Below are 25,364 nucleotides of genomic sequence, written 5' to 3' on the forward strand. Positions count from 1 at the left end.
AGCAACGACCATGGGAATTTTCGCGCGCCTCGCCAGACTCATCAAATCCAATTTGAACGACCTGATCAGCCGCTCCGAGGACCCGGAGAAGATGCTGAATCAGATCGTCATCGACATGAACGCGCAGCTGATCGAGGCCAAGAAGCAGGTCGCCGCCTCGATCGCCGACGAGAAGAAGCTGGCCAAACAAGCCGAGCAAGAAGCAGCGACGGCAGCCGAGTGGGAGCGCCGCGCGATGATGGCCGTGCGCGCTGGGGACGACAACCTGGCGAAAGAAGGGCTGGCCCGCAAGAAGGAGCACGAGCAACTCGCCGAGCAGTACAAGCTCCAGTGGCAGAAACAGAAGCAGTCCGTCGACTCGCTCAAGCTCGCGCTCAGGGCGCTGAACACCAAGATCGAGGAGGCGAAGCGCAAGAAGAACCTGCTGATCGCCAGGAAGAAGCGCGCGGAGGCCCAGAAGCAGATTCAAGAGACGATGAGCGGGCTCAAGAACGCCAGTGCCTTCGAGGCGTTCGACCAGATGGAGCAGCGCATCAACCAGATCGAGGCCGAGGCCGAGGCGGGCGCCGAGATCGCGGAGGAGTACAGCGGCGATGTCCTGGCGACGAAGTTCGCTCAGCTGGAGCAGACCGCGGGCGCGGACTCCGACCTCGAGTCCCTCAAGCGCAAGATGGGCATCCTGCCGCCGGAGGCGCCGCCCCCGGCGCGCGAGGCCGTGCGGGTCGAGCACAAGGCCGAGGAGGAGGCCTTGCCCGAGCTCGACGCAGCGGAACAGGAGGAGCTGGCCCGCGCGCTCGCCGACCTGGAAGCGCAGGAACAGGCGGAGCTGCGGATGAAGCGATGAAGGCGTCGATCCTCGCGCTCGGTCTGCTCTCCGTCTTGGCTACCACAGCGCAGGCGCTGGCCGCCGGTCGGACCCTCGAAGCCATCCCGATGGCCGGCACCAAGCTCCGTATCGACGGCGATCTGCGCGAGTGGCCCGGCAAGATGGCGGACCTCGCGCAGTCGGTTCAGGGCTCCGCCGACGCTGCTTCTGGCCACGTGGGCTACGACGACTCGAACCTGTACGTCGCGCTTCGCACCTCCGACAAGACACTGGTGCGCACCTCCGGCTACGGCGCAGGCGAAGATCACGCGTCGCTGGTGATCGCGTTCCCGACCGGCAAGGGCGGGTACACCACGGAGGAGCTGCTGCTGTTCCACGGTGATCCGGGCAAGGTCGCCGGCTCGGTGCGCACCAAGTCCGGCGCCGTGAGCGGCGCCACGCTGGTCGAGGCGCCCAGCAAGACCGGTTTCGTCATCGAGGCGAAGATCCCTTGGAGCGCATTCTCGCGTGGGAGCACGGTGCGCGTGGGCCTGCGCGGCGCCTTGCGCTACACGGACTCGGACAGTCCGGGCTCCGTGAAGGGTGTGATCGCCACCGGCACCGGCAGCGGTGGCTCGCTGCCGCCGCTCTTGCTCGAGGGCGAGCAGGGCCTGGAGCTGAACCTGGTGCGCGGCAAGGGTCTTCCGGCCACGCCGGCCCGACAGGCGTTCGGAGACCTGACGGGCGACAAGATGCTGGAGCGAGTCGCCGTGTACGGCGGCTTCCTGACCATCGTCGGGCCGCACTACAAGGGCGGGAACCAGTTCTACTTCGGCGAGCTCGGCGTGTCCGACGCCAGCATGGTGACGCGGCTCGAGGTGCGCGACCTCGACGGCGACAAGAAGGACGAGATCCTGATTCAGAAGCGCATCGGCGCTTCCGACAAGTACCGCGAGGTCGTGCAGATCCTGAAGATCGGCAGCGACGACGCGCCCTGGGCGGCGTTCTCCCACGAGATCGCCATCGTCACGGAGAAGGGGAAGATCGAGAACGAGGTCAGCCTCTCGACCAAGGGCAAGCTGCCGACCATCGAAGTCGCTCAGGGCAAGGCCGACGGCTTCGAGCCCGACACCTACGCCGAGCCGACCTCCGGTGACATGCCCGGCGCCTTGTTGCCCTGGGAGAGCGTGAAGAGCCGGACCTTCCAGTGGGACGGCAAGCAGTTCAGCAAGATCGACGAGGGCACGCAGACGCCCAAGGCTGGTGGGAAGAAGCCCGGGAAGAAGGCCGCGCCTGCCGGCCCGCCGCAGCCTCCCGCGCCGCGCCCGCCCACCGCAGACGAGATGCTCGACCGGCTGTACGCGCTGTACCGCAAGGATCGCAAGGTCGGCGCCAAGGCGCCGCGTTTCGACTTCGTCACCGACGTGGCCGCAGGCTCGGAGACCGAGCGCGTGCTGGTGCACGACAAGGACATCGTGGTGTTCGGCAAGGGCTATCGCGGCGGCACCACGTACTCGTTCATCACGATCGGAGTGGCGGATCCCAAGGACATCCTGGACGTCACGGCGCGGGATCTGACCGGCGACGGCAAGGCGGAGATCATCGTGCGCGCGCTGCTCCACGCCAAGGCCAGCAAGGAGCTCGGTGGAGACGTCGTCGATCGCTACGCGCTGTTCGTGTACCAGCCGACCGAGAGCGGCGTGCGCCGCATCTTCGCGGCCGAGACGGGGCGAGCGCTGAAGGAAAACCGCGTCGTCGGCTCCATCGCGTTCATCCCGGACAAGGCGGGCGTGCGCATCGAGCTGCGACCCGGGCGGGCCATCGGCTGGAGCGAGAAGACCTATCCGTTCCCGCCGGACACCACGGCCGCGGGCGGGCTCGAGCCCTTGCTCCTGCCGTGGGGCGACTCGAGCGGGCGCAAGTACAAGTTCGACGGGAACGGCTTCGCGCTGAGGTGAGCGAGCCCACACTCGGGCTTCGCCGTCTTGCCATGAGCAGATCGCGATCCGCCGCCGAGACCAAGACCCACGAGAGAACCGGCGAACGCGCTTCCCGAGAGCCACAGGGCTCATGATTGGTCACATCTCTGGCGGTGCCGCCTCGGATCGGGAGAGAACCGCCAAGACGCCAGAAAGTACGCCAAGTTCGCCAGGAAGAAACTCATTCTAGAGATTCGAAGGTTCAGAAATCTCTGACTTGGCGAACTTGGCGCCCTTGGCGTCTCGGCGGTTTTCTGAGGGTCCAGGCGCCGCGGGCGAAACACGGCGCGCCAAAGGCGAGAGCCAGGTCAGAAGTCGATGAAGGCGCCGAAGGTGAGCCCGAGCTCGCGCTGTTCGAAGTCCCGCTCCTGCGTGCAAGGGCTGGGATCCGTGCTCGAGCACGGATCCCGCTCGAGCTCGGCCGTGCCGCTCACGCTGGCCTCGAACATCCCGCCCAGCAGGAGGCCAAAGTGGTCGAGCGGCTTGAAGGCGAGGAGCACCTCGCCGCCGGGCAAGATCGCCGTGTAGCTCTGCGTGGTGCCGCCGAAATCGAGCGACGTTCGGGCGTAAGCGATGCCGCCGCGAAGCCAGATGGACGTGGAGCCGGACACCGGCAAGGCTGCGCCAACGCGGGCCCCGACCATGAGGAAAGTCCCGAAGTAGTCGTTGTCCGAGTAGCTGAGCAGGCCGCCGATGGAGATCGGCGGGGCCACGAAGTAGTGCAGGCCCAAGCGTGCGTGGCTGCCGAACGGACCCAGGAACGGCGTGAACAGGCCGAACTGCTGGTTGGTCACGGCGTCGGAGCCCTCGAACTCCAGGCGCTGGTTCGAGTAGCCCCCCAGGTGCTCGAGCGAGAGCACGAAGGAGCCCTTGCTGCCCAGGGCGTTGCCCTCTTGGGCCAGGGCGCTACCCGCCGCGACCCAAGTGGCCACGCCGAGCAGAGTGGCCGTGCCCAAACGCGCGAGCGAGCTCAATAGAACTCTCCCATGATGCCGGCGGTGAGGCCGTAGGTGCGGTAGTAGGGGTCGCCGTCGCCGCTGCCGGCGAGGTGGAAGTCGGCGTGGGGGCCCACCAGGATGCCCACGTGCGGCGCCGGGAAGAGCACGACGTAGCCCTCGCCGCCCACGCTGAAGGCCTGCTGCGAGTCGTCCTCCGAGAACGCGAACAGGGCGCCGGGTCCCACACGCACCCAGTAGCCAAAGCGCCCTTCCTTCTCCGTCCCGCCGTAGCCGATGCGAGGCCGAAGCTGCAGCACGGTCGCCGAGACCTCCTCGTCGCTGCCGCCGAGGTCGTATTCGAAGCGAGTCGCTCCGAGCAAGGCGCCGAAGCTCAGCCCCGAGGAGCTCACGCTGAACAGGCCGAGGCCGGCCCAATACAGCGGGTGGAAGCCGGTCGCCTCGTAGCTGCCCCCGTCGTCGTCGAACTTCTGGTTCTGGAAGCCGAAGATCCGCTCCACGCTGAGGATGAGCTCGTCGCGCTGACCGAAGCGGCTGTCTTGGGCTGCCGCCGGGCTTGCCGAGAGGCCGAGCGCCAAGGCGACGGCGCTACCCGCCAGCGCGGCGATCCCCTTCTGCGACCCCATTCCCGGAATGGAACACGGCTCGCGGGTCCTCGTCAAATTCGGCGCGCGCCCCGCTCCGGGGAGCATGCAGGGAAGGGAGGCTACGCCGTCGTGGTGCGGCGGACCGGGATGATCTGCACCCGGCGGCTCGCGCCTTCGCCGTCGCTCTTCGTGACCACACCCTCGAACTTGGCGAGGGCCAGGTGCACGACGCGGCGGTCCCGGGGGTTCATCGGCTCGAAGGTGATGATCTTGCCCTGCTCCACCGCTTGCTTGCCCAGGCGTCGCGCCATGCTGGCGAGGGAGTTGTCGCGGCGGCTGCGGTAGCCCTCGGCGTCCACCAGCACGTGCCGCTTCTCGAGCCCCGAGCGGTTGACCACGCGGTGGGTCAAGAATTGCAGGGCCATCAAGACCTGACCCTTCTTGCCGATGATGCGGCCGGCGTCGGGTCCCGCGATCTCGATGGAGATCTCGGGGCTCTCGTCGTCGTCCTTGGGGCGACGCAGACGGACTCGGCAGTCCATCTCCATCTCCTTGACGACCTGCGCCACGAACTCGAGCGCCTGCATGGCGCGCTCATCGTCCTCGGGAAGGTAGTCCGGCTCGCCGTTTCCGCGAGCCCTGCGCCGCCGACGTGGGGCGCCTTCGCCCTCCGCGGAGGCTTCCGCCCCGTCCGCTTCGTCGCCTTCGCCTTCGCCGTCGCCGTCGTCGCCGTCGGCATCTTCCTGATCGTCCGCCCACTCTTGGTCGAGCTCTTGCTCCGAGTCGCTCATTTGACTGGCCTTTCCATGGAGAGTGAAACGAGAGCCTCAGCTACTCGCTTCCTCCTTGATCTTCACGCCGATCTCCCGGCTTTTTTTTTCCGCTTCGCTCTTCAGCGTTTGGCGCTTCACGTAAGACTCGACGATCTGCTGCTGCGCGATGGTCAAGAGGCCGTTGGTGAACATGTAGACACCGAGGCCCGACGGCAGGAACAGCATGAAGACCGTGAACATCGCCGGCATGAAGTACAGCATCATCTTCTGCTGCATCGGGTCGCCCTGCATCGGCATCAGCTTCTGCTGAGCGAAGTTGGTGGCGCCGATGATGAAGGGCAGAATGAAGAAGCGATCCGGCTGCGACAGGTCCGGGAACCAGAGGAACGGGATGTTGAACAGCTCCACGGCGGTCTGCAGCGTCGTGTAGAGCGCGAACCAGACCGGCATGCTCGCGAGCTGGGGCAGGCAGCCCTTCAGCGGGTTCACGTTGTGCTTCCGCCAGAGCTCCATCTGCGCCAGGCCCTTGGCCTGGGCGTCGTCCTTGAACTTCTCGGTGATGGCGTCGAGCTCGGGCTTCAGCTCGCGCATCTTGATCATGCTCTTGATGCTGGGCACGGCCAGCGGGAACAGGAGCACGCGCGCCGCGAGAGTCAGCAGGATGATGGCGATGCCCCAGTTCGGCAGGATCGAGTGGACCTTGAGCAGGAACGCCACGAGCACCTTGGCGATGACGCTGAAGAAGCCGAGGTCGATCAGCTCGGTCAGGTCCCGCTTGCCGCCGCCGACTCCCGCCAGGACGTCGCGCTCCTTCGGGCCCACGTAGGTCAGCACCGCGTAGCGCGCGCTCTCCTTGGGGCCGAGCTCGACCGGCGCCCAAGCGAGGCGCGCTCGGTACATCGCACCGGCGCCCGGGTCCGAGCTCTTGGCCTTGAACCGAGAGACGTCCCAGCGGTCCTCGATCTGGAGCTGGCAGGTGGGCTTCGCGTCCCCCGGCGCCGCGACGGGCGCGATGGCATGGGAGAAGTAGGCGTTCGAGACGGCGGCGTATGCCGGGGGCTCCTTGGTCTCGTACCAGTCCCCCTGGTTCAATGGGCCCGAGAAGCCCTCGCCCTTGAAGCTGTCCGGCTCGAAATCCGGCGGGCGCATCCGGGTCGCCTTGTTCGCCTCCGACACGCACTCGACGTGCGTGATGAAGGGGCTCACGGCGAACATGCCGCTCTCGACTTCCTTGTTGGTACGCCAGGCGTCGGTGTGCACGGTCAGCGCGTGCTTGAGCTTCTTGTCCGCGAGGTTGGTGACGGTGGCCTCGGCCTCGAGCTCGTACGGATGCTCGGTGGCGCGCACGACGCGCCGGACCTCGACCTTCGCGTCGCGGTACACCAGCTCGCAGCTCTTGCCGTCCGCCTTCACCAGCTCGTAGTCGACCTCGTCGAAATCCAGCTGCCAGTCGTCGGCCGGGTGGAAGCGCTCGTTGCGGAAGTGGAAGCGGAGCTGCCGGCGGAGCTCCACGTCCGGCGTGGTGGAGAGATCGATCGACTTGCCCTTCTGCCGGTACTTGGCGGTGACCAGGTAGAAGTGCTTCAGCGAGGCGCCTTGGGTGGTCACCTGCGCGTGGAAGCGCGGCCCCCAGATGTCACACAGCTGCTCGGGCTTGCGCTCCGCCGGCAGCGCCGTACCCTCGAACTTCAGCGGCTGCTGCTCGGACGACCCTTCGCCGAACAGCTTCGGCAAGAAGGTGACCGCCAAGAGCACGGTGAGGCCGATGAACAGCCACCGCGCGATACCGCTTCGTTCCATGGAGTGCTCGGGGGGCGAGGGAGTTCTTCGGGAGCTCAGGCGGAATCAGCCGCTTGATCGCGCCTTTCGGGCGCGCCGCTGCCGGTCGGGTCGGCGGGAGGGAGTGCCGCATCGGGGTGGCCCTCCGGCAGAGGCGGCGGATCGTATCCACCCGGATGGAACGGATGGCAACGGGAAAGGCGCCGGAGGGTGAGCCAGCTGCCCTTGGCCGCCCCGTGCAGCTCGATGCAGCGCAGGCCGTAGCGCGAGCAGGACGGGTGGAAGCGGCAGACGTTGCCGAGCAGCGGCGAAAGCGTGAGCTGGTAGGCGCGGATCAGCAGGATCAGGAACCGCGCGATCATGGGCCCCGGGAGTCTCGCGCCTTTTCGCGGGCTCCGCCAGCCTCGGAGCCCGGGGCGGAGGGAGCAGCGGCGCGGCGCGCTCGGTCGGCGCGGGCGTCCTCCGTGCGCTTTTGGAGCACTCGGGCGACGGCCTGCCACTCGGCCACGACGTCGGCCAGCACTGCGTCGCCGGTGCTTCGCTTGACGATCACCACGACGTCGAGGTCGGCGCCGAAGAGCTCCGGCGTGGCGCGAAAAGCCTCGCGAATCAGCCGCTTCGCGCGGTTTCGTACCACCGCGCAGCCGACCTTGCGCGAGACCACGATGCCGAGTCGGGCGCCGTCCTGCTCGGCGCGCGCGCTCAGCAGCAGCACGAACCCAGGCGTGGAGACTCGCCGCGCCGTGCGCTGGATCTCCTGGTACTCCGCTCGCTTGCGCACCCGGCGGGTGGGCGGGACCCGACCTCGGGGTCGGAGCACTACTTCTTGTAGGTGGAGACGGCGAGACGCCACCGCCCCTTGCGACGGCGGCTCTTGAGAACGTCGCGCCCGCCCTTGGTGCTGTTGCGCTTGCGGAACCCGTGAGTTCGGGCGCGGCTGGTGTTGCTCGGCTGGAAAGTGCGCTTCATGGCGATACCCGCTTGGCTGCGGTGGGAGTCTGCCCCGGCTGGCCGGGCTGGGCCCGGAGGTCGAGGGGCCGGGAGTCAGCCACGCGCCCGGCTCCTAGTCAAGCCTGTCGCGAGACCCCTGGATTTCTGCGCAGGACCGCACGGTCCGCTTGCCCCGTCCTCAGCCGGGTGATAGTCCGTCGCCTCCCATGCGCGACAACATCCGCCTCGTGTCATCGGCCGGCACCGGTTTCACCTATTACACCACCAAGAACAAGCGCACGCAGACCGCGAAGCTCGAGCTGAAGAAGTACGACCCGGTCGCGCGCAAGCACGTGGTGTTCAAAGAAGCCAAGATGCCGCCTCACTCGAAGTGAGCGCGCGTCGAACCCAGAGCTAGCCCTACGGTTCGAGGGGCGCGCGCAGCCCGGTCGGATCCGGTGAGCGCCGCGCCCCCGCCAAGTCCGCCCGGACGGCCGCAGAAGAAATGCGCCACGGCGCCACGAACGCACGGCGCCCGACTTCTTTCGTTGGACCTGACGGGGACCCTCCGACCTAGAAGTCCTGAGCAGGTCCTGGGATCAACGCTCGGTGGAACAGGAGCATCGCAGCGGGCGAGGCGCTCTCGGGGTCTGACACCAAGATCTTCTTGTTCTTCTTCATTCGTGGCGTCCGTGGCGTCGTTGCGTCGTGGCGCAAATTCTCAGGTACCGAGACGCGTCAGAGCGCGCGCGCCCCGCCGGGACGCGCGCGCCGTTCGGCTCGGCCCGAGCTACTCGCCGCTCAGGATCTTGAACTCCACGCGCCGGTTCTTCGCGCGGGCTTCTTTGCTGTCGTTCGGGACCAAGGGCTTCGTCTCACCGAAGCCCTCGCTCTCGAGCCGCGACTGCGCGATGCCCTTGCCGGTCAAGTAGCGCATGCAGCTGGCCGCGCGGTCCTTGCTGAGCTTCATGTTCATGGCGTCGGCGCCGACGTCGTCGGTGTGACCGTACACGCCGATCTTGAGCGCGGGCCGCGCCTTCATCAGCGCCACGACCTCGTCGAGGATCGGGAAGCTCACCGCCTTGATGACGGCCTTGCCGGTCTCGAACTGGATGGGCTCGAGCAGCGCGACCTCGCCGTCCTCGGTGACTTTGGTCAGGCCGGGGCAGCCGTTCTTCTCTGCGATCTTGTTCTTGAGACCGGGCTCGAGCGGGCAGCGATCCTCGGTGTCGGGGATCTTGTCGTTGTCCGCGTCGTCCTCCGGGCAACCGTCGCTGTCGGCGATGCCGTCCTTGTCCTCGGGGTTGTCCGGGCAGGCGTCCGCCGTGTCGGGGATGCCGTCGTTGTCGCGATCGGAGCCCGCGGGGCAGCCGTCGCTCGGCTCCGGCGGCTTGCCGTCCTCCGGCACGTCCGGGCACTTGTCGATGTCGTCCGGATAGCCGTCCTTGTCGCGGTCCGAGGCGTAGTCGTCGACGTCCGGCCGGACGCGCACCTTCTTGTCCGGCGACTTCGGCTCGAAGTCGCTGATGTTCAAGTAGTGGCCGATGGAGACGAGCACGCGCAGATCCGGCGCGCCGTAGCCGCCGGTGAAGCGCGTGCCGGCGCCCATCATGGCCCAGGTCTTCTGCTTCTCACCCAGGCCGAATCGTGCCTGCGCCAGCCACTCGAACGCGGTGTTGTGCGCGCTCATGAAGGTGCTCTCGCCACCGGCCTTGGCGATGCCCGTGGTGCCGAAGATCTCGCCGCCCAGCCGGACGCGCCCGCTCCTGAGCGGGAAGTAGATGCCGCCGGCGAGCCTCATCTCGCTGGCCAGGTAGAGGTCGCCTTCCTGGCCGCCGATCGAGCGCTCGGGGCGGAAGTGCGGGCCCAGGTGGCCGGCGATCAGGAACTTGCCGGCGTCGTACTCCGTGGAGCCGAAGATCCAGCCCGTGGTCTGGTCGTCGCTGGTGAACGACTGCGGATCACCGGTGGGGGCCCAGAGGGCGCCGCCGAAGCCCAGGCGGAACTTGCGGTTGTTCGACTCGTAGGCCTTCACGCGCGCGTCGAGGCGAAGATCGTGGATGGTGAGCTTGCGCACGTCGAGGCCGTCGCTGGAGACTCCCCGCGTGGACGGGTCTTCGCCGGTGAACTGGTAAAAGGCGATGGGGAGCGCGACGTTGAAGCTGGCGCGGCCTGCGAGCTCCATGCCCACGCTCAGGTAGTCGATGATCTGGCCCTGGACCGGGTTCTGGATGCGCTCCTGCACCGTGCCGTTGTCGGTGACGGAGGTGTCGCGCAGCGGATTGAGCGTGTAGCCGAGGGCCATCATCCCGTAGAAGCGCGAGCGCTCCGCCATGTACGGGCGCCAGACCATGAAGCCGTCGTCCGGCGCGCCGGAGATCTGCGCGCGGTCGAGGTACCAGGTCCGGGTCTGGGCGGCCGCGGGGGCAGCCGTTGCCAGGGTTGCGAGCCCGGCCAAGAGGGCCAAGCCCTGCTTCGCGAAACGGGAGCCGGGAACAGCGAGAGTATGGAGGAAATCCAGCATGCGCACCCCGGCGGAAGCTACTCCGAGGGGCCGGCCATTGAAAGGAAGAATGCCCAGCCAGGCGGTTTTCCACGCGGGTTTTCAGCGCAGATCGGCGAAGACCTCGGTGACCCAGACGCCGTCGGGTCCGGTCACCGCGGCGATGCCCACCGAGTCGTAGCGACGCTCGAGCAGGTTCCCGCGGTGCGACGGGCTGGCCCAGATCGCTCGGTGCGCTCGCTCGGGGCTGGCCGCCCGGGCGACGTTCTCGCCGAATGCGGAGGGCTCGAGGCCCAGCGCTTCGAGGCGGGTCTTCACCGTCCCCTTGCCCACGTCGTGCCCGAGTGTCCGCTTGTCGCGCATCGCCTCGGCGTGCTCTCGGGCCGCCCGGTCCAGGTCCGCGTTCCGGGTCAACACGCCCACCCCTTCGGAGCGGCGCGCCGCGTTGACCATGGCGAACAGCGCTGCTGCAGGGTCCGCGACGCCGCGCCCAGCGTCCTCACCGGGAGCTCGGCTCGCGTGGAAGGCGGCTGGTGGGGTCGTGTCGGCGTGGATCAATGCCTCCAGCACGGGCCGCGGACCCTTGTCGATCTCCGCGAGCACCTGTACGAGCCAGGTGCCGGGGCTGCTCGGCGCGAAGCGCGCGCGGATCACCTTTCCGTCCAGCGAGGTCGGGAGCGCGCGGGGGGCGCCGTGGGGGCCGAGCACGACCACCTTGGCGTCGTGTGCAGTGACCAACATGCTGGCGGTCACGTCCACCCACTGGCCGGTGCGCGCGCGCACGGGGAGACGCTCCAGGTCGGCGAGCGCGTCGACGGCGACCAGGGTCACCGCCTCCTTTCCGGCTGCCTCGACGTGGGCGGCCCCGCAGCTGCGCTGGCCGCCGTCGCCGAAGCCGGCGAGCCAGCGCTGAGCGCGAGCACGCGTGTCCGCGGCGTCGAGCGCCGGTCCCGAATACGACCACGAGCGCGGCCATACATGCGGTGAGCCCGCGGTTCTGAGCTGATGGGCGAGCTCCGCTGGCTCCAGGGCGGGCTCGGTTTCGGCGCGCTCCGCCAGCCGCTGGGCGACCCGATCGAGCGCCGCGTCTTGGCGCGCGCAGAGCTCACCCAGCGTCCGAGCGAGGCCTTGGGCAGCGCTCGGCTCGGGCGAAAGCGTCACTTCTTGCCATCCCCCGCTGGCGCTGGCCGGTCCTGCATCGGACGCACGTGCGCCGGCCTGGTCGAGGTCCGGCGCCTCGAGCGCTGGCAGCGCAGGTTCTCTGGGCGCGCAGGCCCCGAGCCCGGTGAGGACGCAGAGGACGAGCCCGACGACGCGCACGCCCGAGAGCCTAGCCGGGCTCGCCGCCGGGCGGCGGATCTCGGCGGAAATTGCCGTGAAGTCGACCCCAAAGGGGCCCCCTGGTACGCTGGAAGCTGCCCGGGCGCGCATGAATCGGTTCTCGACAGCGGCGAAGGTTGGGGTGTTCGCGATCGTGACCGTGATCGCGAGCGTCTTCATCTACCGCTTCGTGAGCAAGCAGACCGCCGGCTCCGGGGGCTACGTCGTCTGGGCGCTGCTCAACGACGCGACCGGCATCCCGAAGAACTCCCAGGTCAAGGTCGCGGGCATTCCCATCGGGCAGGTCGAGAGCATTCGGCTCCAGGACGGCAAGGCGCGCATCGACATCCGCGTGCGCCCCGACGTTCCGCTCTACGAGGACGCCGCTGTCGCCAAGACCAGCTCCAGCCTGCTCGGCGAGTACTTCCTCGCCGTGGCGCCGGGCACCGAGGGCAAGCCGCAGCTCCAGAACGGAGACCGGATCAACGCGGTCATCGAGGCGGCGACCACCGATCAAATCCTGAAGGACGTCGCCGACATCACCAAGCAGGTGAAGAAGGTCGCCGACAGCCTGGCCGGCTCCATCGGCACCAAGAAGGGCGAGGAGAACCTCAAGGACACGCTGCAGAACCTGGCGGAGGTCACCGAGGCGCTCAACCAGACGGTGCGAGAGAACCGCGGCACCATCAAGAGCATCCTGAACAACGTCGAGCGCATAACCGCCAAGGGCGAGCCGGAGATCGATCGCATTCTGGAGAACGTTCGGGTCACCACCAAGGACGTGCGCGAGCTCCTGCAGAAGGGTGAAGAAGGCAAGGCTTCCCCGGGAGAAGTCCGTCAGATCATCGAGCGCGTGAACAACGCCAGCGTGAACCTGGAGAAGAGCCTCTCCAACATCGAGAAGGTCAGCGGCCGGCTCGAGCGCGGCGAGGGCACCCTCGGCCGCTTGACCAAGGACGAGAAGCTGATCGATGAGGTCGAAGGCGTCGTCGAAGGTGTCGGGGAGTTCGTGGGTGGCGTCAACCGCCTGCAGACCATCGTCGCGCTGCGCACCGACTACCAGTTCCTCTCCAGCACGGTGAAGAGCTACGTCGAGCTGCGCCTGCAGCCGCGCGAGGACAAGTACTACTCGATCGAGGTGGTGAACGACCCCCGCGGGCTCACGCGCTTCGAGCAGATCGACGTGGACACCACCAACCCGAACGACCCACCGCACTACCGCGAGGTCCGCACCGTCACCACCAACTCGTTCCGCTTCTCGCTGCAGTTCGCCCAGCGCATGGGTCCGTTCGTCGGGCGCTTCGGCATCAAGGAGTCCACCGGTGGCGTCGGCCTCGACACGCTGCTGTTCGACGACCGGTTCGAGCTGCGCCAGGACTTGTTCGGCTTCGGTGAGGTCATCTTGCCGCGCTGGCGCGTCTCGCTCGGCTACGAGTTCGTCTCGCGCCTCTGGCTCTTGGCCGGCATCGACGACATCTTGAGCCCCGACCGGCGCGACTACTTCATCGGCCTGCAGCTGAAGTTCAACGACGAGGATCTCAAGACGATCCTGCCGTTTGCGCCGGGACCGTGAGACCTCTTTAGCGCCGGCGCGTCCTCTGCCGCCGGCTCAATCCAGGGTCAAGCTCAGGCCCAGCATCGGAATGAACGTGTGCACCGTCGCCTCGACGTCCGTCTCCCTCACGCTGAGCGGTGCGTACATGAGCCTCGCTACGAGACCCAAGCTGAGCTCCTTGCCGACGAAGCGATCGTAGCCCACACCGATCAGGTAGCCGAAACCGCTGGGATCGGGCGACGGGTCGCCGCCGTCGTAGCCTTCGGCGCTCTCGCCGTCCTTGTCGACGTTGAGCTCCGAGGGGCCTGCGGCGAAGAACACTCGGGGGCCTTCGCCACGGGTCAGGTAGCAGTCGATGTGCGGTCCCCAGAACACCTGGTCGATGTCGACACCAGTCATGTCGATCGGACCGGATCGCTCGTCGCGCGCGGCGACGGCGTGGGCTCGGTCGATGGCCAGCATGCCGCCGAGCGTGCACGTCTCGGTGATTGCGCCGCCGGCCGCGAAGGACCACGACAACGTCGTCGCGCTGACGCGCCGATCGCTCCTGCCCTCGGCGCGTCCGTAGGCGGCGAGCCGGCCGATCCCGAGGTCGAAGCGCCCGCGAAACCCCTCGTGGTGGTAGGCGGAGGCGCGACGCTGCTCCTGCTTCGCGGCTCGGGTCTCCACCGCCCACGCGGACTCGGGCTGAACGAGCCCGAGCAGGATCGACAGCGCGAGCCCGCGCTTCATTCGGGGCGCGTCCTGCGCCGCGAGCCACGGCGCCCGAGCCAGAGGCCGAACAGCGAGCCGAAGGCCAAGGCCGTGTTCGAGCCCGTGAAGAGCGGGCCGCGGCAGGGAGGGTTCACGCTGTTCTCGGTCGAGAGCTGGTTCACGACGGTGGTCTGGGTCGCGTGCGGCGCGAGCTTCCTGTCGACCTTCAACGCGTTCTGCGACAGCTCGAGCTCGAGCCGGGTCAGCCAGACGTCTCCCGGCGCCATTCCGACCAGCGCAGCCGCGAGATCCGTCCACTTTTCGCACTCGAGCTCCTGCTTGGACACCTGCGCGGCGTTCAGCGGGTCGCACTTCGTGGGGTCCACGGGGTCGCAGTCGTCGATCACCTCGAGGCCGTAGTCGAGGGCGGCGAGCGCCGCCACGCAGCTCGTCGGAGAGTCCTCGTTCGCTCTGGCTTGTGCGAAGTAGAGCTCGCCGAGGCGCTGGACGCCGCCGCCCCAGTACGACGGTTGGTCGCCCGCGTTGAACGACGCCGTGCCGCTGCTCGGCGTTTGCAGCGTGATCCTGAACGCATCCCTCGCGGCGAAGGGCGTGATGTAAGAGGCGCCCTCGGCCTTGGCGAGGGTCGCGCCGCGCAGCGCGGCGTAGTTCGAGCTCCCGGCCGCGTAGTCCCAGACCAGTTGCTCGGTCGGCACAACGAGCTCCTGCAAGCTCGGGATCGCGTAGCGGGCCGTTCCGATGACGTACAGGGTCATCGGCACGCGCTCGCCGGCACCGGTGCCCGCGAGCCGCATGGGCAGCTCTGGATCGCCGCCGGGCGTGATCACGCGCACGGGTGTCATGGCTTCTGCGCCCGCGCCGGGCAAGAGCCGCAGCGCGATGAAGTCGAAGCCCTCGGCGACGTAGTCCGCGATGATCGGGCGTACCGCGTCCGGGACGACGTAGCCGTGCTTCTCGAGCCAGCTCTCCAGCGCCTTCGGATCCGTCGAGGACAGCGTCACGGTCTCGTAGGGGCCGACACTTCCGTGGTGGACCACCGTCACCGTCGGCGGAGCGACCTGGCCGCCGCCCGCCGAGACCTCGCTGCTGCTGTCCGAGGAGCAGCCGCTCTCGTCTGGCTCCGCCTCTGCGCACACGGGCTCGATCTCGTAGACGCGGGTCGAGGTGAAGGCGTCGAGGGCCTCGAACCAGGCGTCGGTGCTGCTCTCGAGGTACGCGCCCTTCTTCACTGGCAACACCCAGGAGAACTCGCCGGGTGGACCGTCGAAGGCGAGCTGGTGCCAGAGCACGGTGCGTTCGGGGCTGATCGCAAAGGCCACCTTGTGGCCGCTCACCGTCGTCTTGTCGCTGGTTGGCCCGTAGAACGGCGCGGCGCACGCCTGGGCGGCGCGCGGCGCGAGGGCGGGTACCAGCGAGATTCCGGCAGCGAGAAGGATCGGGGCGAATCGCATGAGCTCCTCCGAGTGGAGCGGGGAGCAACGACCGTGCCGGAGCGGCGTCGGCAGCGCTTGCCCGACTCTAGCCCTGTTTCCGTCGGTTTGTGCCAGCTTGTGTCGCCGCCGAGCGCGCGTGGAGCGATCCCGTGACAGCCCTGCCGGAGTGACGGCGCTGCCGCCTGACGCGCTTGGCGGTCGGGGCGGACTCGCGCAGCGCCCGCAAGAGCTGGGGTCCCGGCGCGCCGGGCATCGAGCGATCGAGCAGGATGACGTCAGCCGGCTCGCGCGCCAGCTCCGCGAGCGCAGCCGCGCCGTCGCTCGCGGTGCGTACCCGATGCTGCGCCGAGAGGACGGACGGTCCGCTCGCCGCGTCGGGCACCGGTCGAGCTGCGGGCCCAGCGCCTCGGATCTGGCAGACTACGGGGGTGGGCCCCAGCAGAGTCTCGTGCGCTGCACTGTCGTTGCTCTTGCTGAGCGCCGCGTGCGGAGACGACTCCGCGCTACCCACTCAGTCCACCAAGTGTCGAGCGCTCGGCTGGATCGCGGAGACGGACGCCGAAATCGGCGTTGATTCGCTGGTCATGCTGGATGCCGCCGGCGAGCTCGCCGCCCGGACGGCGACGAGCGAGGTCATCGCGGCGCGCAAGGCCGACGTGTCGGCGAGCGAGCTCGCGGTCTACGGCCTGCTGCTCGAACAGGCCAAGCCCCCGTTCGCAGCGGCGTCGCTCGAGGGCGTGCTGCCAAACGCCGGCACGCCCGACCCGAAGATGCCTGCGCCAATGAACCCGAGCGGCGGCAGCCTGATCGAAGCCTGCCTGCAGGCGGCCCTCGACTGCCAGACTCCGCCCGAGTGCGAGAGCTACGCGAGCGCCACCGACAGCTGGGGCTTCGTGCTCACACACCAGGCGGTTTGGCTCCTGTTCGCGCATTGGCGCTCGTGCTCCGTGCCGGTGGACCTGGAGGCTCGGCGCCGATCGGTGGCGGCGAGCATCGTCAAAGAGGCGGCCATGGACCCCACCCCGGGAGACCTGTACGCCGAGCGGCTGGCGGTGCTGGGGCACCTGGGCTTCGGCCAGAGTTACGACCCCACGTGGATCACCTCGCTCCGCGCGCAGGCTCAGCCCTCGGGGTGCATCCGCGCGGTGGAGCACGGTGAATGCAGCACCCACACCACCTCGCTCGCCGTGCTGGCGCTGACACACGCCGGCGACATCGAGGAGTGCCGCTGACGCAACGCCCACACACGCGGACCGCGAACCCTCGCGAGAGCACGGTGCGCTCTTGCGGCTCGATCCGGCTCCCGAGCCTCACGTGACGACGCTGTAACTTTTCGCTCAGCTCGGAAAGCGCTGCCGGCCGCGAGACCGATGTCGGTTGTTGAGTGACAGCGTGTGTGCCGCACGGGTACTGTAGTCAAAGCTGGGCCGCGTTTTGTCGGCCTGTGCCGTGACCCCGGAGGGCCCGAAATGGCGAGAAAGACCAAGCGGAGCGCGAAGGCCGTCCTGGCGCTGGCCGTGTCCCTGGCGACGGGGTTGTACGCAGGTTGCACAGGCACCATCACCGAGCCCGGAGCGCGGGACGGCGAGGTCGGGCCCGGCGGCACGCCCGCCAGCAAGGACCAAGACGCCGTCGCGCCCGCGGCCCGCGTGTCGCGGCTGACCCACCAGCAGTGGCAGAACAGCGTACGGGATCTGTTCGGCATCCCGGCCTCGACGCCCATCGAGGCCGAGCTGCCGCAAGACCCGAAGACCGCGGGCTACCTTTTCGACAACGACGCTCAGTCGCTGAGCGTCGACCAGGCACTCTGGGGCGCCTATCAGCGCGGGGCCGACGCGGTGGTGGAGCTGGTCGTGGGCGACGCGGCGCTGTTCGCGAAGCTCCTTCCTCCAGACACCGGTGATCCCGATCAGAGGGCTCGCACGTTGATCGACGAGCTCGGCAGCCGGGCCTATCGACGACCGCTCGCGCAGGCCGAGAAGGACGAGCTGTTCGAGGTCTACCAGGGCGCTGCGGCGCTCTTTTCTGGAGTACCGGCGCTCGAGGCCGGCGTGCGACTGGTGCTGCAGGCGCTCTTGCAGTCGCCGTTCTTCTTGTACCGCATCGAGTCGAGCACGAAGGTGGTGAACGGCGTCGTGCCGCTGGACGGCTACGAGATGGCCAGCCGGCTCTCGTACACGCTCCTCGACACCATGCCGGATGCGAAGCTGTTCGCCGCGGCAGCCGCCGGCGAGCTGTCGAGCGTCGCCAACGTCGAGGCGCAGGCGCGCCGGCTGCTCGACGATCCGCGCGCGGCAAACGTGATCGCCGCGTTCCACCACGCGCTGTTCGACGGGGACAAGATCGAGAGCATCAAGCCGCTGCCAGCGCTCTTCCCGGACGTCTCGACGGAGCTCGCCGCCGCGGCGATCGAGGAGAACGAGCGCTTCGTGCGCGACCAATTCGCGCAGGGTGGAGGCTTCCGCGAGCTCCTGACCTCGACGACGACGTTCGTGAACGCCGACCTGGCCCAGATCTACGGCCTCAGCGGCGGCTTCGGCCCGAGCTTCCAGAAGGTGGAGCTCGACCCCAAGAAGCGCCGCGGGATCTTCACCCAGATCGGCTTCTTGGCCGCCAACGCCACCTCCGCCGATCCCGATCCGATTCACCGGGGGGCCTACCTGGCGCGGCGCATCGCCTGCCTGCCGGTCAGCGCGCCGCCCGAGGCGGTCGAGCCGCTGCCGGCGGCGGCCGAGGGCACCACCAACCGCGAGAACGTCGCGTCCTACACCGAGAAGGAGGGCAGCGTCTGTGCTGGTTGTCACAAGGACCACATCAACCCGTTCGGGTTCGCCTTCGAGAGCTACGACGCGGTGGGGGCGTGGCGCGACCAAGACAACGGCCACCCCGTCGACTCGTCCGCCTCGCCGCTGATCGACGAGATCCCCACGTCCGTCTCCGGCGCCGTCGAGCTGGCCGAGAAGCTGGCGGCCAGCCCAGGCGTGCACGAGTGCTACGCGAAACACTGGCTCGAGTACGCCTTCGGGCGCAAGCGCACGGTGGGCGATCAGAAGACGATTCGAGACGTCGGCGAGCTCAGCCGCAGCGGTGGCAGCATCAAGGACGTCATCGCGAAGCTGACCGTCAGCCGAGCGTTCATGAATCGCAGCAAGGAGGAGCTCCCATGAAGATCTCGCGCCGACTTCTGCTGAAGGGTCTGGGCGGCGTCGCCCTCACGCTCCCGGTCCTCGAGTCGCTGGGCGGTCGGGAGGCCAAGGCGGCCAACGAGGTGCTGCCGTTCGCCATCTTCCTGCGCCAGGCGAACGGAGTCGCGGCCGCGACGTCGAGCGGTGTCCTGGGCGCGGAGCCCGAGCGCTTCTGGCCCAAGAACCTCGGGGCGCTCACGGCGGAGAACGTGAGCGGTCGCGCGCTCGAGGAGCTCGAGCCGTATCTGGACCGATTGCTGGTGGTCAAGAACGTCAACATGAAGGGCTACGACTTCGGCGACGGTCATGCCCGTGGAGCGCTTCAGGGTTTGACCGCACGCGGGCCGACGGTCGACGGGGCAGCCGGCGACTCCGAAGCGGCCGGCGAGAGCATCGACCACCGCATCGGGCGCGAGCTGAACCCGGGCGGCCGCGACTCGCTGTTCCTGTACTCCGGCAAGAGCGGCGGCTGGCTCGGCGGTCCGTGCATCTCCTACCGCGGCCCGGCGCAGCGGCGTTCCGCGCTGCACAACCCGTGGACCGCCTACCAGACCATCGTCGGCGGAGACACCAGCCTGTCGCCGGAGGCCCGCGCCGAGATCGTCGGGCGGCAGAAGAGCGTGAACGACCTGGTGCGCGGCCAGCTCCAGAGCCTCATGGCCCGGCCGGAGCTGTCGTCGAACGACAAGCAGCGCCTGCAACTGCACTTCGACAGCGTGCGCGACCTGGAGGTCGCGCTCACCTGCCGCCTGACCAAGGACAAGGAGCTCCTGCTCCAGGGTGAGTCCGCCGGCTACGACAGCGCAGACGGCAACGAGGTGCTGTCGACCGCCCGCCTGCACATCGACATCGCCGCGCTGGCGCTCGCCTGCGGCTACACGCGCTCGGTCGCCATTCAGATCGGCAGCGGCAACGACGGCAGCACGCGCTATCCCGACCCGGACAGCGGTGGGCTGATGGCGGACAACTTCCACTACATCTCGCATCGGCGCAAATCCCACGACTCGAGCGGGACCGTCATCGACGGCTCGGATCTGCTGCACAGCAAGGTCGACCGTCACTTCGCGCAGCTCTTCAAGTACCTGCTCGACCGGCTGAGTGCGTACGACATGCCGAGCGGCAAGCCGCTCCTGCACCACGGAGTCGCGGTCTGGTACAACGACAACTCCGCTGGTCCGTCTCACGGCGCGACGAACGTGCCCTTCGTGCTGGCCGGCAGCGCGGGCGGATTCCTGAAGCAGGGCCAGTACCTCGAGGCCGACAGCGACCCGAAGAGCTTGAACCACGCGCGGATGCTCGGCACCATCGGCAGCGCTGCGGGCCTGCGCAAGCAGAGCGGCGACCTGATCGACGACTTCGGCGACCCCGCGCTCCCGCGCGGTGTGCTCCCCGCCTTGATCGCCTAGGAGGCTTTTTCGCGCATCCCGGGATTCGGCTTGACAGGTGCGCCGCTCGGGGCCACCGATTGAGGCTCAGGGATGTCGGAGATCGACCGCGAGAGCCTGAAGGAGCGGGTGGGGACCGTGCTCCGGCAGAGGTACACCCTGGACGGTCTGCTCGACGTCGGCGGCATGGCCGCGGTCTACGTGGGGACGCACCGCAACGGACGGCGCGTCGCCATCAAGATCTTGCACGGGAAGTTCGCGGCGAGCTCCGACATCTGTCAGCGCTTCCTGCGCGAGGGCTACGTGGCCAACGCCGTCGAGCACCCGGGGGCCGTGGCCGTGCTCGACGACGACAAGGCCGAGGACGGCGCGCCGTTCCTTGTGATGGAGCTCCTGAAGGGGGTCACCCTCCAGGAGCGCATCGAGGAGGTCGGCGCCTTGCCCCCGGAAGAGGCGCTCTACGTGGTGGACCAGGTGCTCGACGTGCTCGCTGCCGCTCACGAGAAGGGCATCGTGCACCGCGACATCAAGCCCGCGAACGTGTTCTTGACCCGCGACGGTCCGATCAAGGTGCTCGACTTCGGCCTCGCCCGGATGCGTCGCGAGTCCTTCTCCGTGGATCCGACTCGCGACGGGCTCGTGCTCGGCACGCCGAGCTTCATCGCGCCGGAGCAGGCCAGAGGTCAGAACGACCTGGTGGACTGGCGCACGGACATCTGGTCCGTCGGCGCCATCGCCTACACCTCGCTCACCGGTCGTTACGTGCACGAGGAGTCGACCAGCGTGAAGCGGTTGGTCGCGGCAGCGACCAAGCCGGCGCCCAGCATCGCGGCGGCGCTCCCCGATCTGGCCAGGCACGTCGTCGGGCTGGTGGACACCGCGCTGGCGTTCGACAAGGAGCAGCGCTTCCAGACCGCGCGGCTGATGCAACGGGCGACGCGCGCTGCTTACCAGGCCATGATGAGCGGACCGGTCAGCGACGAAGGCATCAGCACCAAGCCCTCCTGGGCGGATGGTCCGTCCACCGATCCGGAGCGGCGCATCGGCGGGCTCGCCAGCGTGACCCTGATCTCGGAGCAGCCGGCCGACGCCGGCGCTCACTCCATCGACGTCAGCTTCGAGGAGGCGATCCCGCTGGTCTCGCCCCAGAAGCCCAAGGTGTCGCCGGAGCCCACGCTGATCTCCGGCAACCCCGACGCGGACGTGGTCACCGACAGCATGATCGCCAGCGCAGAGGTCGTCACCGAGAGCATGCTCGTGGACTCCGGCGTGATGAAGTCCACCGACCCGGGCGGGCCGGTGTTCGAGGACTCGAAGAAAGAGTCCAAGTAGCGACTACTTCTCGCGCGGGCCCGGGCCACCGAACGTGCTGTGCCCGGCACACAGCGCCTTCGAGTAGGCGAGGCGCTTGGCCTCCTCCGGGCCGAAGGTCTGCGCGAGATCCGCCTCGAAGGCGCCCATCTCCCCGGTCAGGCCCCAGAACAGGTCGAACACGGCGTGTTGTTCCTTGCCCGGGACGGGGGGCGGCTTCTGGCCGGCGCGGATCTCGGAGACGAGTCGCATCGCCTCGCTCACGCTGGCGCCCTCTTGCTTTCGCATCGCGTCCACTACCACGTGCGTGCAGGTGTCCGGTCCCAACACGTCCACCACGTCGGCGTTGCCGATGGCCTTGGCGCAAAGCGGCCGAATGGTCTTCCAGATGCGCTCGTAGGAGCGCTTGTAGGCGGCGTCGATGGGCTCGACGTCGTCGGGCGCGAGCCCCAGCTCCTCCAGCCGCTCCGGACCGGGCTTCCAGCCGTCCGGCTTGAAGCACGGATGGCGGTATTTGATGGTGCCGTCCTTGGCGAGCTCGCTCCAGTCTTGCTGGTCCAGATCGAACTCGTGGCGACCGCGGGCCGCGCCGCCGTCGGTGCGCTTGGCCAGCTCGCGCTCGGCGCTCGAGAGCTGCTCCTCCAGCTTCGTCTTCTCCTTCTCGATGCCCTTCAGGCGCCGGTTCAGCTCGGAGATGTCGCGCGCCAGGTTCTCGTTGGCGGTCGCCAGCGCTCCGCCCGCCGAGCCCTCGAGGCTCTCTTCGGCGTCGGCCAGCTCCTCCGGGCTCACCTTCTTGGCCCCGGGTCCGAGCTTGCCGGCCTCCCCCGCAGAGAGCCCGACGCGCTCCCCGGCGTGGGAGAGCTGCACCTTGCCTTCGTACACCGTCACCACCGCCACCGCCGCGAGCGCTGCGCTGCCCGCCGCCACCGCCAAGTCCCTGCGCTTCATCTCGTGCTCTCCCTTCGGGGCCGCCGTGCCCACGCGCACCCGGAAACAGGTGCCCAGGACGCTGACGTCGCCTGCAGGGGTTTTCACGACGAACGGGCCGCCGGGTTCCACGCGGTAGAACACTTCGCCGGCGGCCTGGCTGATTTCACGCCCGCGCCAGTCGATCTTGGCGCCGGCCTCCAATACGGCCGTGGCCTCGTTGCCGAGCCGGAGCTCGGTGCGCTCGCGGGCCAGGTGGCCGCCGCTGCTCACCGGGCGCATCGAGAACCAGAGCAGCACCGCCGCCGCTGCCGCGACGAGCACGCTGGCGACGGCCAGGGTCGGGCCGCGGCGGCGCCGCGGGGCCCGCTCCTCGAGCGCGCGCTCGACGACGCGCTCCGCGAATCCCTGCGGCGGCTCGTCGACGGGCCAGGCCTCCTCCAAGCGGTCGCGGTCCATCAGCGGTCCTCCTTGAAATCCGCGAGGGCTCCTTGGAGCTTCTCGCGCGCGCGAAACACGCGGGTCTTGATCGTCCCGACCGGAGCGCCCAGCGCCTCGGCGATGTCTTTCAGCGAAAAGTCGTGGAACTCCGCCAGCACGAAGGCCGCGCGCTGATCGTCGGGCAGCGCTTCGATGGCCCGCGCCAGAGCAGCTCGGAGCTCTAGCTGGCGCGCCAGACGCTCCGGCGAGCTCGTGTCGCTGGCGACGTCGGGGACCACCGGCTCGGGTCGCCTCTTCTTCCTGGCGTCGAGGGCCAGCCGGGTCGCGATGGTGAGCAGCCAGGTCGAGACCCGCGCCGGACCGTCCGGGTCGAAGCCCGGCAGGGCACGGAAGGCCCGGAGGAAGGTCTCCTGGGCGAGATCTTCGACCTCCCGGCCGCGGCCCATGAGCCGGGAGAGCAGCGCGAAGACCGGGCGCTCGTAGCGCACCACGAAGGCGCGGAAGGCGATCGGGTCCCCGTTCCGCGCTCGGGCCAGCGTGGCCGGATCGAGCTCGCGCCCTGGCACCGCCGGCGCTGCCTCGCCCGAGAGAGCCATGGCCGCCATCATCCCGCCGTTCCACGAGCCGGGGCGGGAAAGGTTCCGGCCCTCAGTAATCGGCCCAGCCGAGCACCTTCGCTGCGACCAGGGCCGCCTGGGCCTCCTTGTCGCCGACCGCGCGCTCGGCCGGGCGGGGCGCGGTGATGCGCGAGAGCGCCTGGCCGACCGTCACGCGGTCGGCCGCCAGCGCCGGTACCATGCGCAGTGAGACGGGGACGGTGCCGACCTCGATGGGATCGAAGGCGGTGTAGTGCCGGGGCCCTGGCGCCAGCGGGGTCTCGGCAATCGGCAAGAGCGCGCGCGGCTCCCCCCCCGCCTGCACGATGGCGCCGGCCATGATCGGGCTCGCCAGGTCGAGATCGAGCGGGAACTCCACGTGCCCAGGATCCGTGCCCCGGTAGAACACCGCCGACCCCCGCTTCCAGCCGCAGAGCGCCGCCACGCGGTCGCGTCCCTGGTCGCGGATGGCTCGGAACACGTCGACGGCCTCGACGTAGCCCAGGCCGACGACGGTGTCGCCGAGGCGCCCGCCGAAGCGTGACAGCGAGCCGAGGGCGGTGTCGAGCTGCTCCCGGCTGATCGCTCGCCGGCGGACCAGGTACTCGCCGAGCAACTCGCTCCGATCGGTGGAGGCGACGTGGTGCAGGCGACCCGCGCGGAGGTAGAGCTCCTTGCGTTGCGGGGCGCCCGTGCGGTCGGCGCGCTCGACGAACAGCGCGCCCGTCTCGCGCTCGCGGCGCATCTGTGCCAGGACCTCCATCATCGGAGTGTCGCCGAGCAACGCGCGGTAGTCCGGCGTGCCGGGAGCGTGCAGGTCGCGCGTGGTCTGCGTGGTCGAGGGCAAGAGGTGGCGCGCCAGCTCGACGTGCTCGCGGATCCTGCAGAAGGGACCGTCGCCGAATGCGACCTCGTCGTCTCCCATCAGCTCGCCGGTCGCGACCAGCTCCAAGAGGCGCGGCAGGCTCAGGGCCTCGAGCACGCGTCCGTCGGTGCGCCGGACCCGCGACACCTCGACGTTTTGGGCTGGGCGAGCGGGCGCTGCGCCCAGGCGCGGGGCAATGGGCGGGGTGCGCCGCCCGGAGACCGGAACCGGGGGAACGGACTCGGGCATCTTCTCCGGGCTGGGCGTGGCCCGGCGCGCGACGGCGCGCATGCGATCGACGCTGTCCTTGATCTGGCGCGCGAGCCGCTTCGAGTCACCCGCCTCGCGGACCAGGTTGGCGAGCTCGAAGCGGAGTTCCTTCGCGCTGGGGAGCTCATAGGGCCCGAGCGCTTCGGCGAGCTCGTCCCCCGTCGCGAAGCGATCCGAGGGCGCGCGCGCCAGCGCGCGCTCGCAGACCGCGAACAGCCCGGGGGGCATCAGCGCCGACTGGCTGCGGAGCGGCTCGATGTTCGCGTCGCGGATGGCGAGCAGCACCGCCAGCTGCCCGCTGCCCGGGAAGACGCGCTCGCCGAGTAGCATCTCGCCCAGGATGGCCGCCAGCGCGAACAAGTCCGCTCGATGGTCGAAGGGCTCGCCGGCGATCTGCTCCGGCGCCAGGTAGCCGAACTTGCCCTTCAGGCCCGGATCGCCCGACGGCGGGCGGACCTGCTCGCTCACCCGCGCGATGCCGAAATCGCCGAGCTTCACCTCGCCGTCGATCGACAGGTACACGTTCGACGGAGTCACGTCCCGGTGCACGATGCCCAAGGGGATGCCGTCGGCGTTCTGAGCGGCGTGGACCGCGGACAGCGCCGCCGCCAGGCAGCGCGTGATGTAGACCGAAACGCCGAGCGGGAGGCGTCGCTGCTCGCTCTCGGCGTGCCGGAGCAGGCGATACAGATCGACGCCCTCGACGTACTCCATGGCCAGATAGGGCTCGTTGCCAACCATGCCGGCGCCGAACACCGTGACCACGTTCTGGTGGGAGATGGCGCGATTGAGCTCGGCTTCGTGGTCCAGCACGTCGAACTGGCTCTCGTTCCGCCCCGCGAGCAGGCGCTTCACCACCAGCTTGGGTGCCGGCAAGAGGCCCGTCTTCGGACGCGCCAGGAACACCTCCGCGCTGCCCCCGACGGCGATGCGCCGCTCGAGCACGAAGGGGCCGAACGGCGTGGCAGGCTCTCGGGCGTCCCCGCTCATGCTCGCGAGCCATTATGCGGTCTCCCAGGCCTTGGGCGCCACCCGTGTTTTGCGCTAGAG

General features: G+C 69.0%; 23 protein-coding genes. 8 read left to right on the forward strand and 15 right to left on the reverse strand.

The features are described 5' to 3' along the window. Positions 1-10: 10 nt before the first annotated feature. Complete coding sequence (locus HS104_34440; protein ID MBE7485054.1) at positions 11-844, forward strand: PspA/IM30 family protein; 834 nt, start codon at positions 11-13, stop codon at positions 842-844. After that, positions 841-2,763, forward strand: coding sequence for a hypothetical protein (locus HS104_34445; protein MBE7485055.1), 1,923 nt, complete (start codon positions 841-843; stop codon positions 2,761-2,763). The genes HS104_34440 and HS104_34445 overlap by 4 nt, the downstream gene beginning before the upstream one ends. A gap of 329 nt (positions 2,764-3,092) precedes the next feature. On the opposite strand, the gene HS104_34450 is transcribed toward HS104_34445, so the two are convergent. The 7 genes from HS104_34450 to rpmH form a co-directional block, all read right to left on the reverse strand. After that, positions 3,093-3,758 carry an outer membrane beta-barrel protein gene (locus HS104_34450; protein MBE7485056.1) on the reverse strand — a complete coding sequence of 222 codons (666 nt, stop codon included), beginning with the start codon at positions 3,756-3,758 and terminating at the stop codon, positions 3,093-3,095. Beyond that, on the reverse strand, positions 3,755-4,366 hold the full coding sequence (locus HS104_34455) for a hypothetical protein (GenBank protein ID MBE7485057.1): 612 nt from the start codon (positions 4,364-4,366) through the stop codon (positions 3,755-3,757). The genes HS104_34450 and HS104_34455 overlap by 4 nt, the downstream gene beginning before the upstream one ends. 80 nt (positions 4,367-4,446) lie before the next feature. Beyond that, positions 4,447-5,118, reverse strand: a complete 672-nt coding sequence (locus HS104_34460; GenBank protein ID MBE7485058.1) for a KH domain-containing protein — start codon at positions 5,116-5,118, stop codon at positions 4,447-4,449. A 36-nt stretch (positions 5,119-5,154) separates the two neighbouring features. Continuing rightward, on the reverse strand, positions 5,155-6,900 hold the full coding sequence (yidC, locus tag HS104_34465) for a membrane protein insertase YidC (GenBank protein ID MBE7485059.1): 1,746 nt from the start codon (positions 6,898-6,900) through the stop codon (positions 5,155-5,157). A gap of 35 nt (positions 6,901-6,935) precedes the next feature. After that, on the reverse strand, positions 6,936-7,241 hold the full coding sequence (gene yidD, locus HS104_34470; protein MBE7485060.1) for a membrane protein insertion efficiency factor YidD: 306 nt from the start codon (positions 7,239-7,241) through the stop codon (positions 6,936-6,938). Further along, positions 7,238-7,660 (reverse strand): ribonuclease P protein component, encoded by a 423-nt coding sequence (gene rnpA, locus HS104_34475; protein MBE7485061.1) that lies wholly within the window; start codon positions 7,658-7,660, stop codon positions 7,238-7,240. The genes yidD and rnpA overlap by 4 nt, the downstream gene beginning before the upstream one ends. 38 nt (positions 7,661-7,698) lie before the next feature. Further along, positions 7,699-7,848 (reverse strand): 50S ribosomal protein L34, encoded by a 150-nt coding sequence (gene rpmH, locus HS104_34480; GenBank protein MBE7485062.1) that lies wholly within the window; start codon positions 7,846-7,848, stop codon positions 7,699-7,701. Positions 7,849-8,036: 188 nt separating this feature from the next. Between rpmH and rpmG the strand changes: the two genes are divergently transcribed. Beyond that, complete coding sequence (gene rpmG / locus HS104_34485) at positions 8,037-8,204, forward strand: 50S ribosomal protein L33 (protein ID MBE7485063.1); 168 nt, start codon at positions 8,037-8,039, stop codon at positions 8,202-8,204. Between the two features lie 395 nt (positions 8,205-8,599). On the opposite strand, the gene HS104_34490 is transcribed toward rpmG, so the two are convergent. Then, positions 8,600-10,267 (reverse strand): OmpA family protein, encoded by a 1,668-nt coding sequence (locus HS104_34490; protein MBE7485064.1) that lies wholly within the window; start codon positions 10,265-10,267, stop codon positions 8,600-8,602. A gap of 147 nt (positions 10,268-10,414) precedes the next feature. Continuing rightward, positions 10,415-11,632 (reverse strand): CAP domain-containing protein, encoded by a 1,218-nt coding sequence (locus HS104_34495; GenBank protein ID MBE7485065.1) that lies wholly within the window; start codon positions 11,630-11,632, stop codon positions 10,415-10,417. 109 nt (positions 11,633-11,741) lie between these two features. On the opposite strand from HS104_34495, the gene HS104_34500 reads away from it, so the two are divergent. Further along, on the forward strand, positions 11,742-13,205 hold the full coding sequence (locus HS104_34500) for an MCE family protein (protein MBE7485066.1): 1,464 nt from the start codon (positions 11,742-11,744) through the stop codon (positions 13,203-13,205). 36 nt (positions 13,206-13,241) lie between these two features. Here HS104_34500 and HS104_34505 read toward each other — a convergent pair whose 3' ends face one another. From HS104_34505 to HS104_34515, 3 genes are all read right to left on the reverse strand, one after another. Continuing rightward, positions 13,242-13,919, reverse strand: coding sequence for a hypothetical protein (locus HS104_34505; GenBank protein ID MBE7485067.1), 678 nt, complete (start codon positions 13,917-13,919; stop codon positions 13,242-13,244). Next, on the reverse strand, positions 13,916-15,352 hold the full coding sequence (locus HS104_34510) for a DUF2330 domain-containing protein (protein ID MBE7485068.1): 1,437 nt from the start codon (positions 15,350-15,352) through the stop codon (positions 13,916-13,918). Before HS104_34510 ends, HS104_34505 begins: the two co-directional genes overlap by 4 nt. Before the next feature lie 67 nt (positions 15,353-15,419). Next, the gene (locus tag HS104_34515) at positions 15,420-15,716 is read right to left on the reverse strand and encodes a response regulator (GenBank protein MBE7485069.1); all 297 of its coding nucleotides are present in this window, start codon (positions 15,714-15,716) and stop codon (positions 15,420-15,422) included. A gap of 82 nt (positions 15,717-15,798) precedes the next feature. Here HS104_34515 and HS104_34520 point away from each other — a divergent pair, with 82 nt between their 5' ends. From HS104_34520 to HS104_34535, 4 genes are all read left to right on the forward strand, one after another. Next, positions 15,799-16,566 (forward strand): hypothetical protein, encoded by a 768-nt coding sequence (locus tag HS104_34520; GenBank protein ID MBE7485070.1) that lies wholly within the window; start codon positions 15,799-15,801, stop codon positions 16,564-16,566. A gap of 237 nt (positions 16,567-16,803) precedes the next feature. Further along, entirely contained in the window at positions 16,804-18,501 is a 1,698-nt protein-coding gene (locus HS104_34525; GenBank protein ID MBE7485071.1) for a DUF1592 domain-containing protein, read from the forward strand. Next, the gene (locus HS104_34530; protein ID MBE7485072.1) at positions 18,498-19,925 is read left to right on the forward strand and encodes a DUF1552 domain-containing protein; all 1,428 of its coding nucleotides are present in this window, start codon (positions 18,498-18,500) and stop codon (positions 19,923-19,925) included. The genes HS104_34525 and HS104_34530 overlap by 4 nt, the downstream gene beginning before the upstream one ends. 72 nt (positions 19,926-19,997) lie before the next feature. Continuing rightward, positions 19,998-21,236, forward strand: a complete 1,239-nt coding sequence (locus HS104_34535) for a serine/threonine protein kinase (protein MBE7485073.1) — start codon at positions 19,998-20,000, stop codon at positions 21,234-21,236. 3 nt (positions 21,237-21,239) lie between these two features. Here the strand turns inward: HS104_34535 and HS104_34540 are convergent, their stop codons facing one another. The 3 genes from HS104_34540 to HS104_34550 are packed head-to-tail and all read right to left on the reverse strand — an operon-like array spanning position 21,240 to position 25,304. Beyond that, positions 21,240-22,601, reverse strand: a complete 1,362-nt coding sequence (locus tag HS104_34540; GenBank protein ID MBE7485074.1) for a FecR domain-containing protein — start codon at positions 22,599-22,601, stop codon at positions 21,240-21,242. Beyond that, entirely contained in the window at positions 22,601-23,179 is a 579-nt protein-coding gene (locus HS104_34545; GenBank protein ID MBE7485075.1) for a sigma-70 family RNA polymerase sigma factor, read from the reverse strand. The genes HS104_34540 and HS104_34545 overlap by 1 nt, the downstream gene beginning before the upstream one ends. A 52-nt stretch (positions 23,180-23,231) precedes the next feature. After that, positions 23,232-25,304: a protein kinase gene (locus HS104_34550; protein MBE7485076.1), complete on the reverse strand. Its 2,073-nt coding sequence runs from the start codon at positions 25,302-25,304 to the stop codon at positions 23,232-23,234. Positions 25,305-25,364 lie beyond the last annotated feature (60 nt).

The sequence above is a fragment of the Polyangiaceae bacterium genome (assembly GCA_015075635.1).
Lineage (GTDB): Bacteria > Myxococcota_A > Polyangia > Polyangiales > Polyangiaceae > JADJKB01.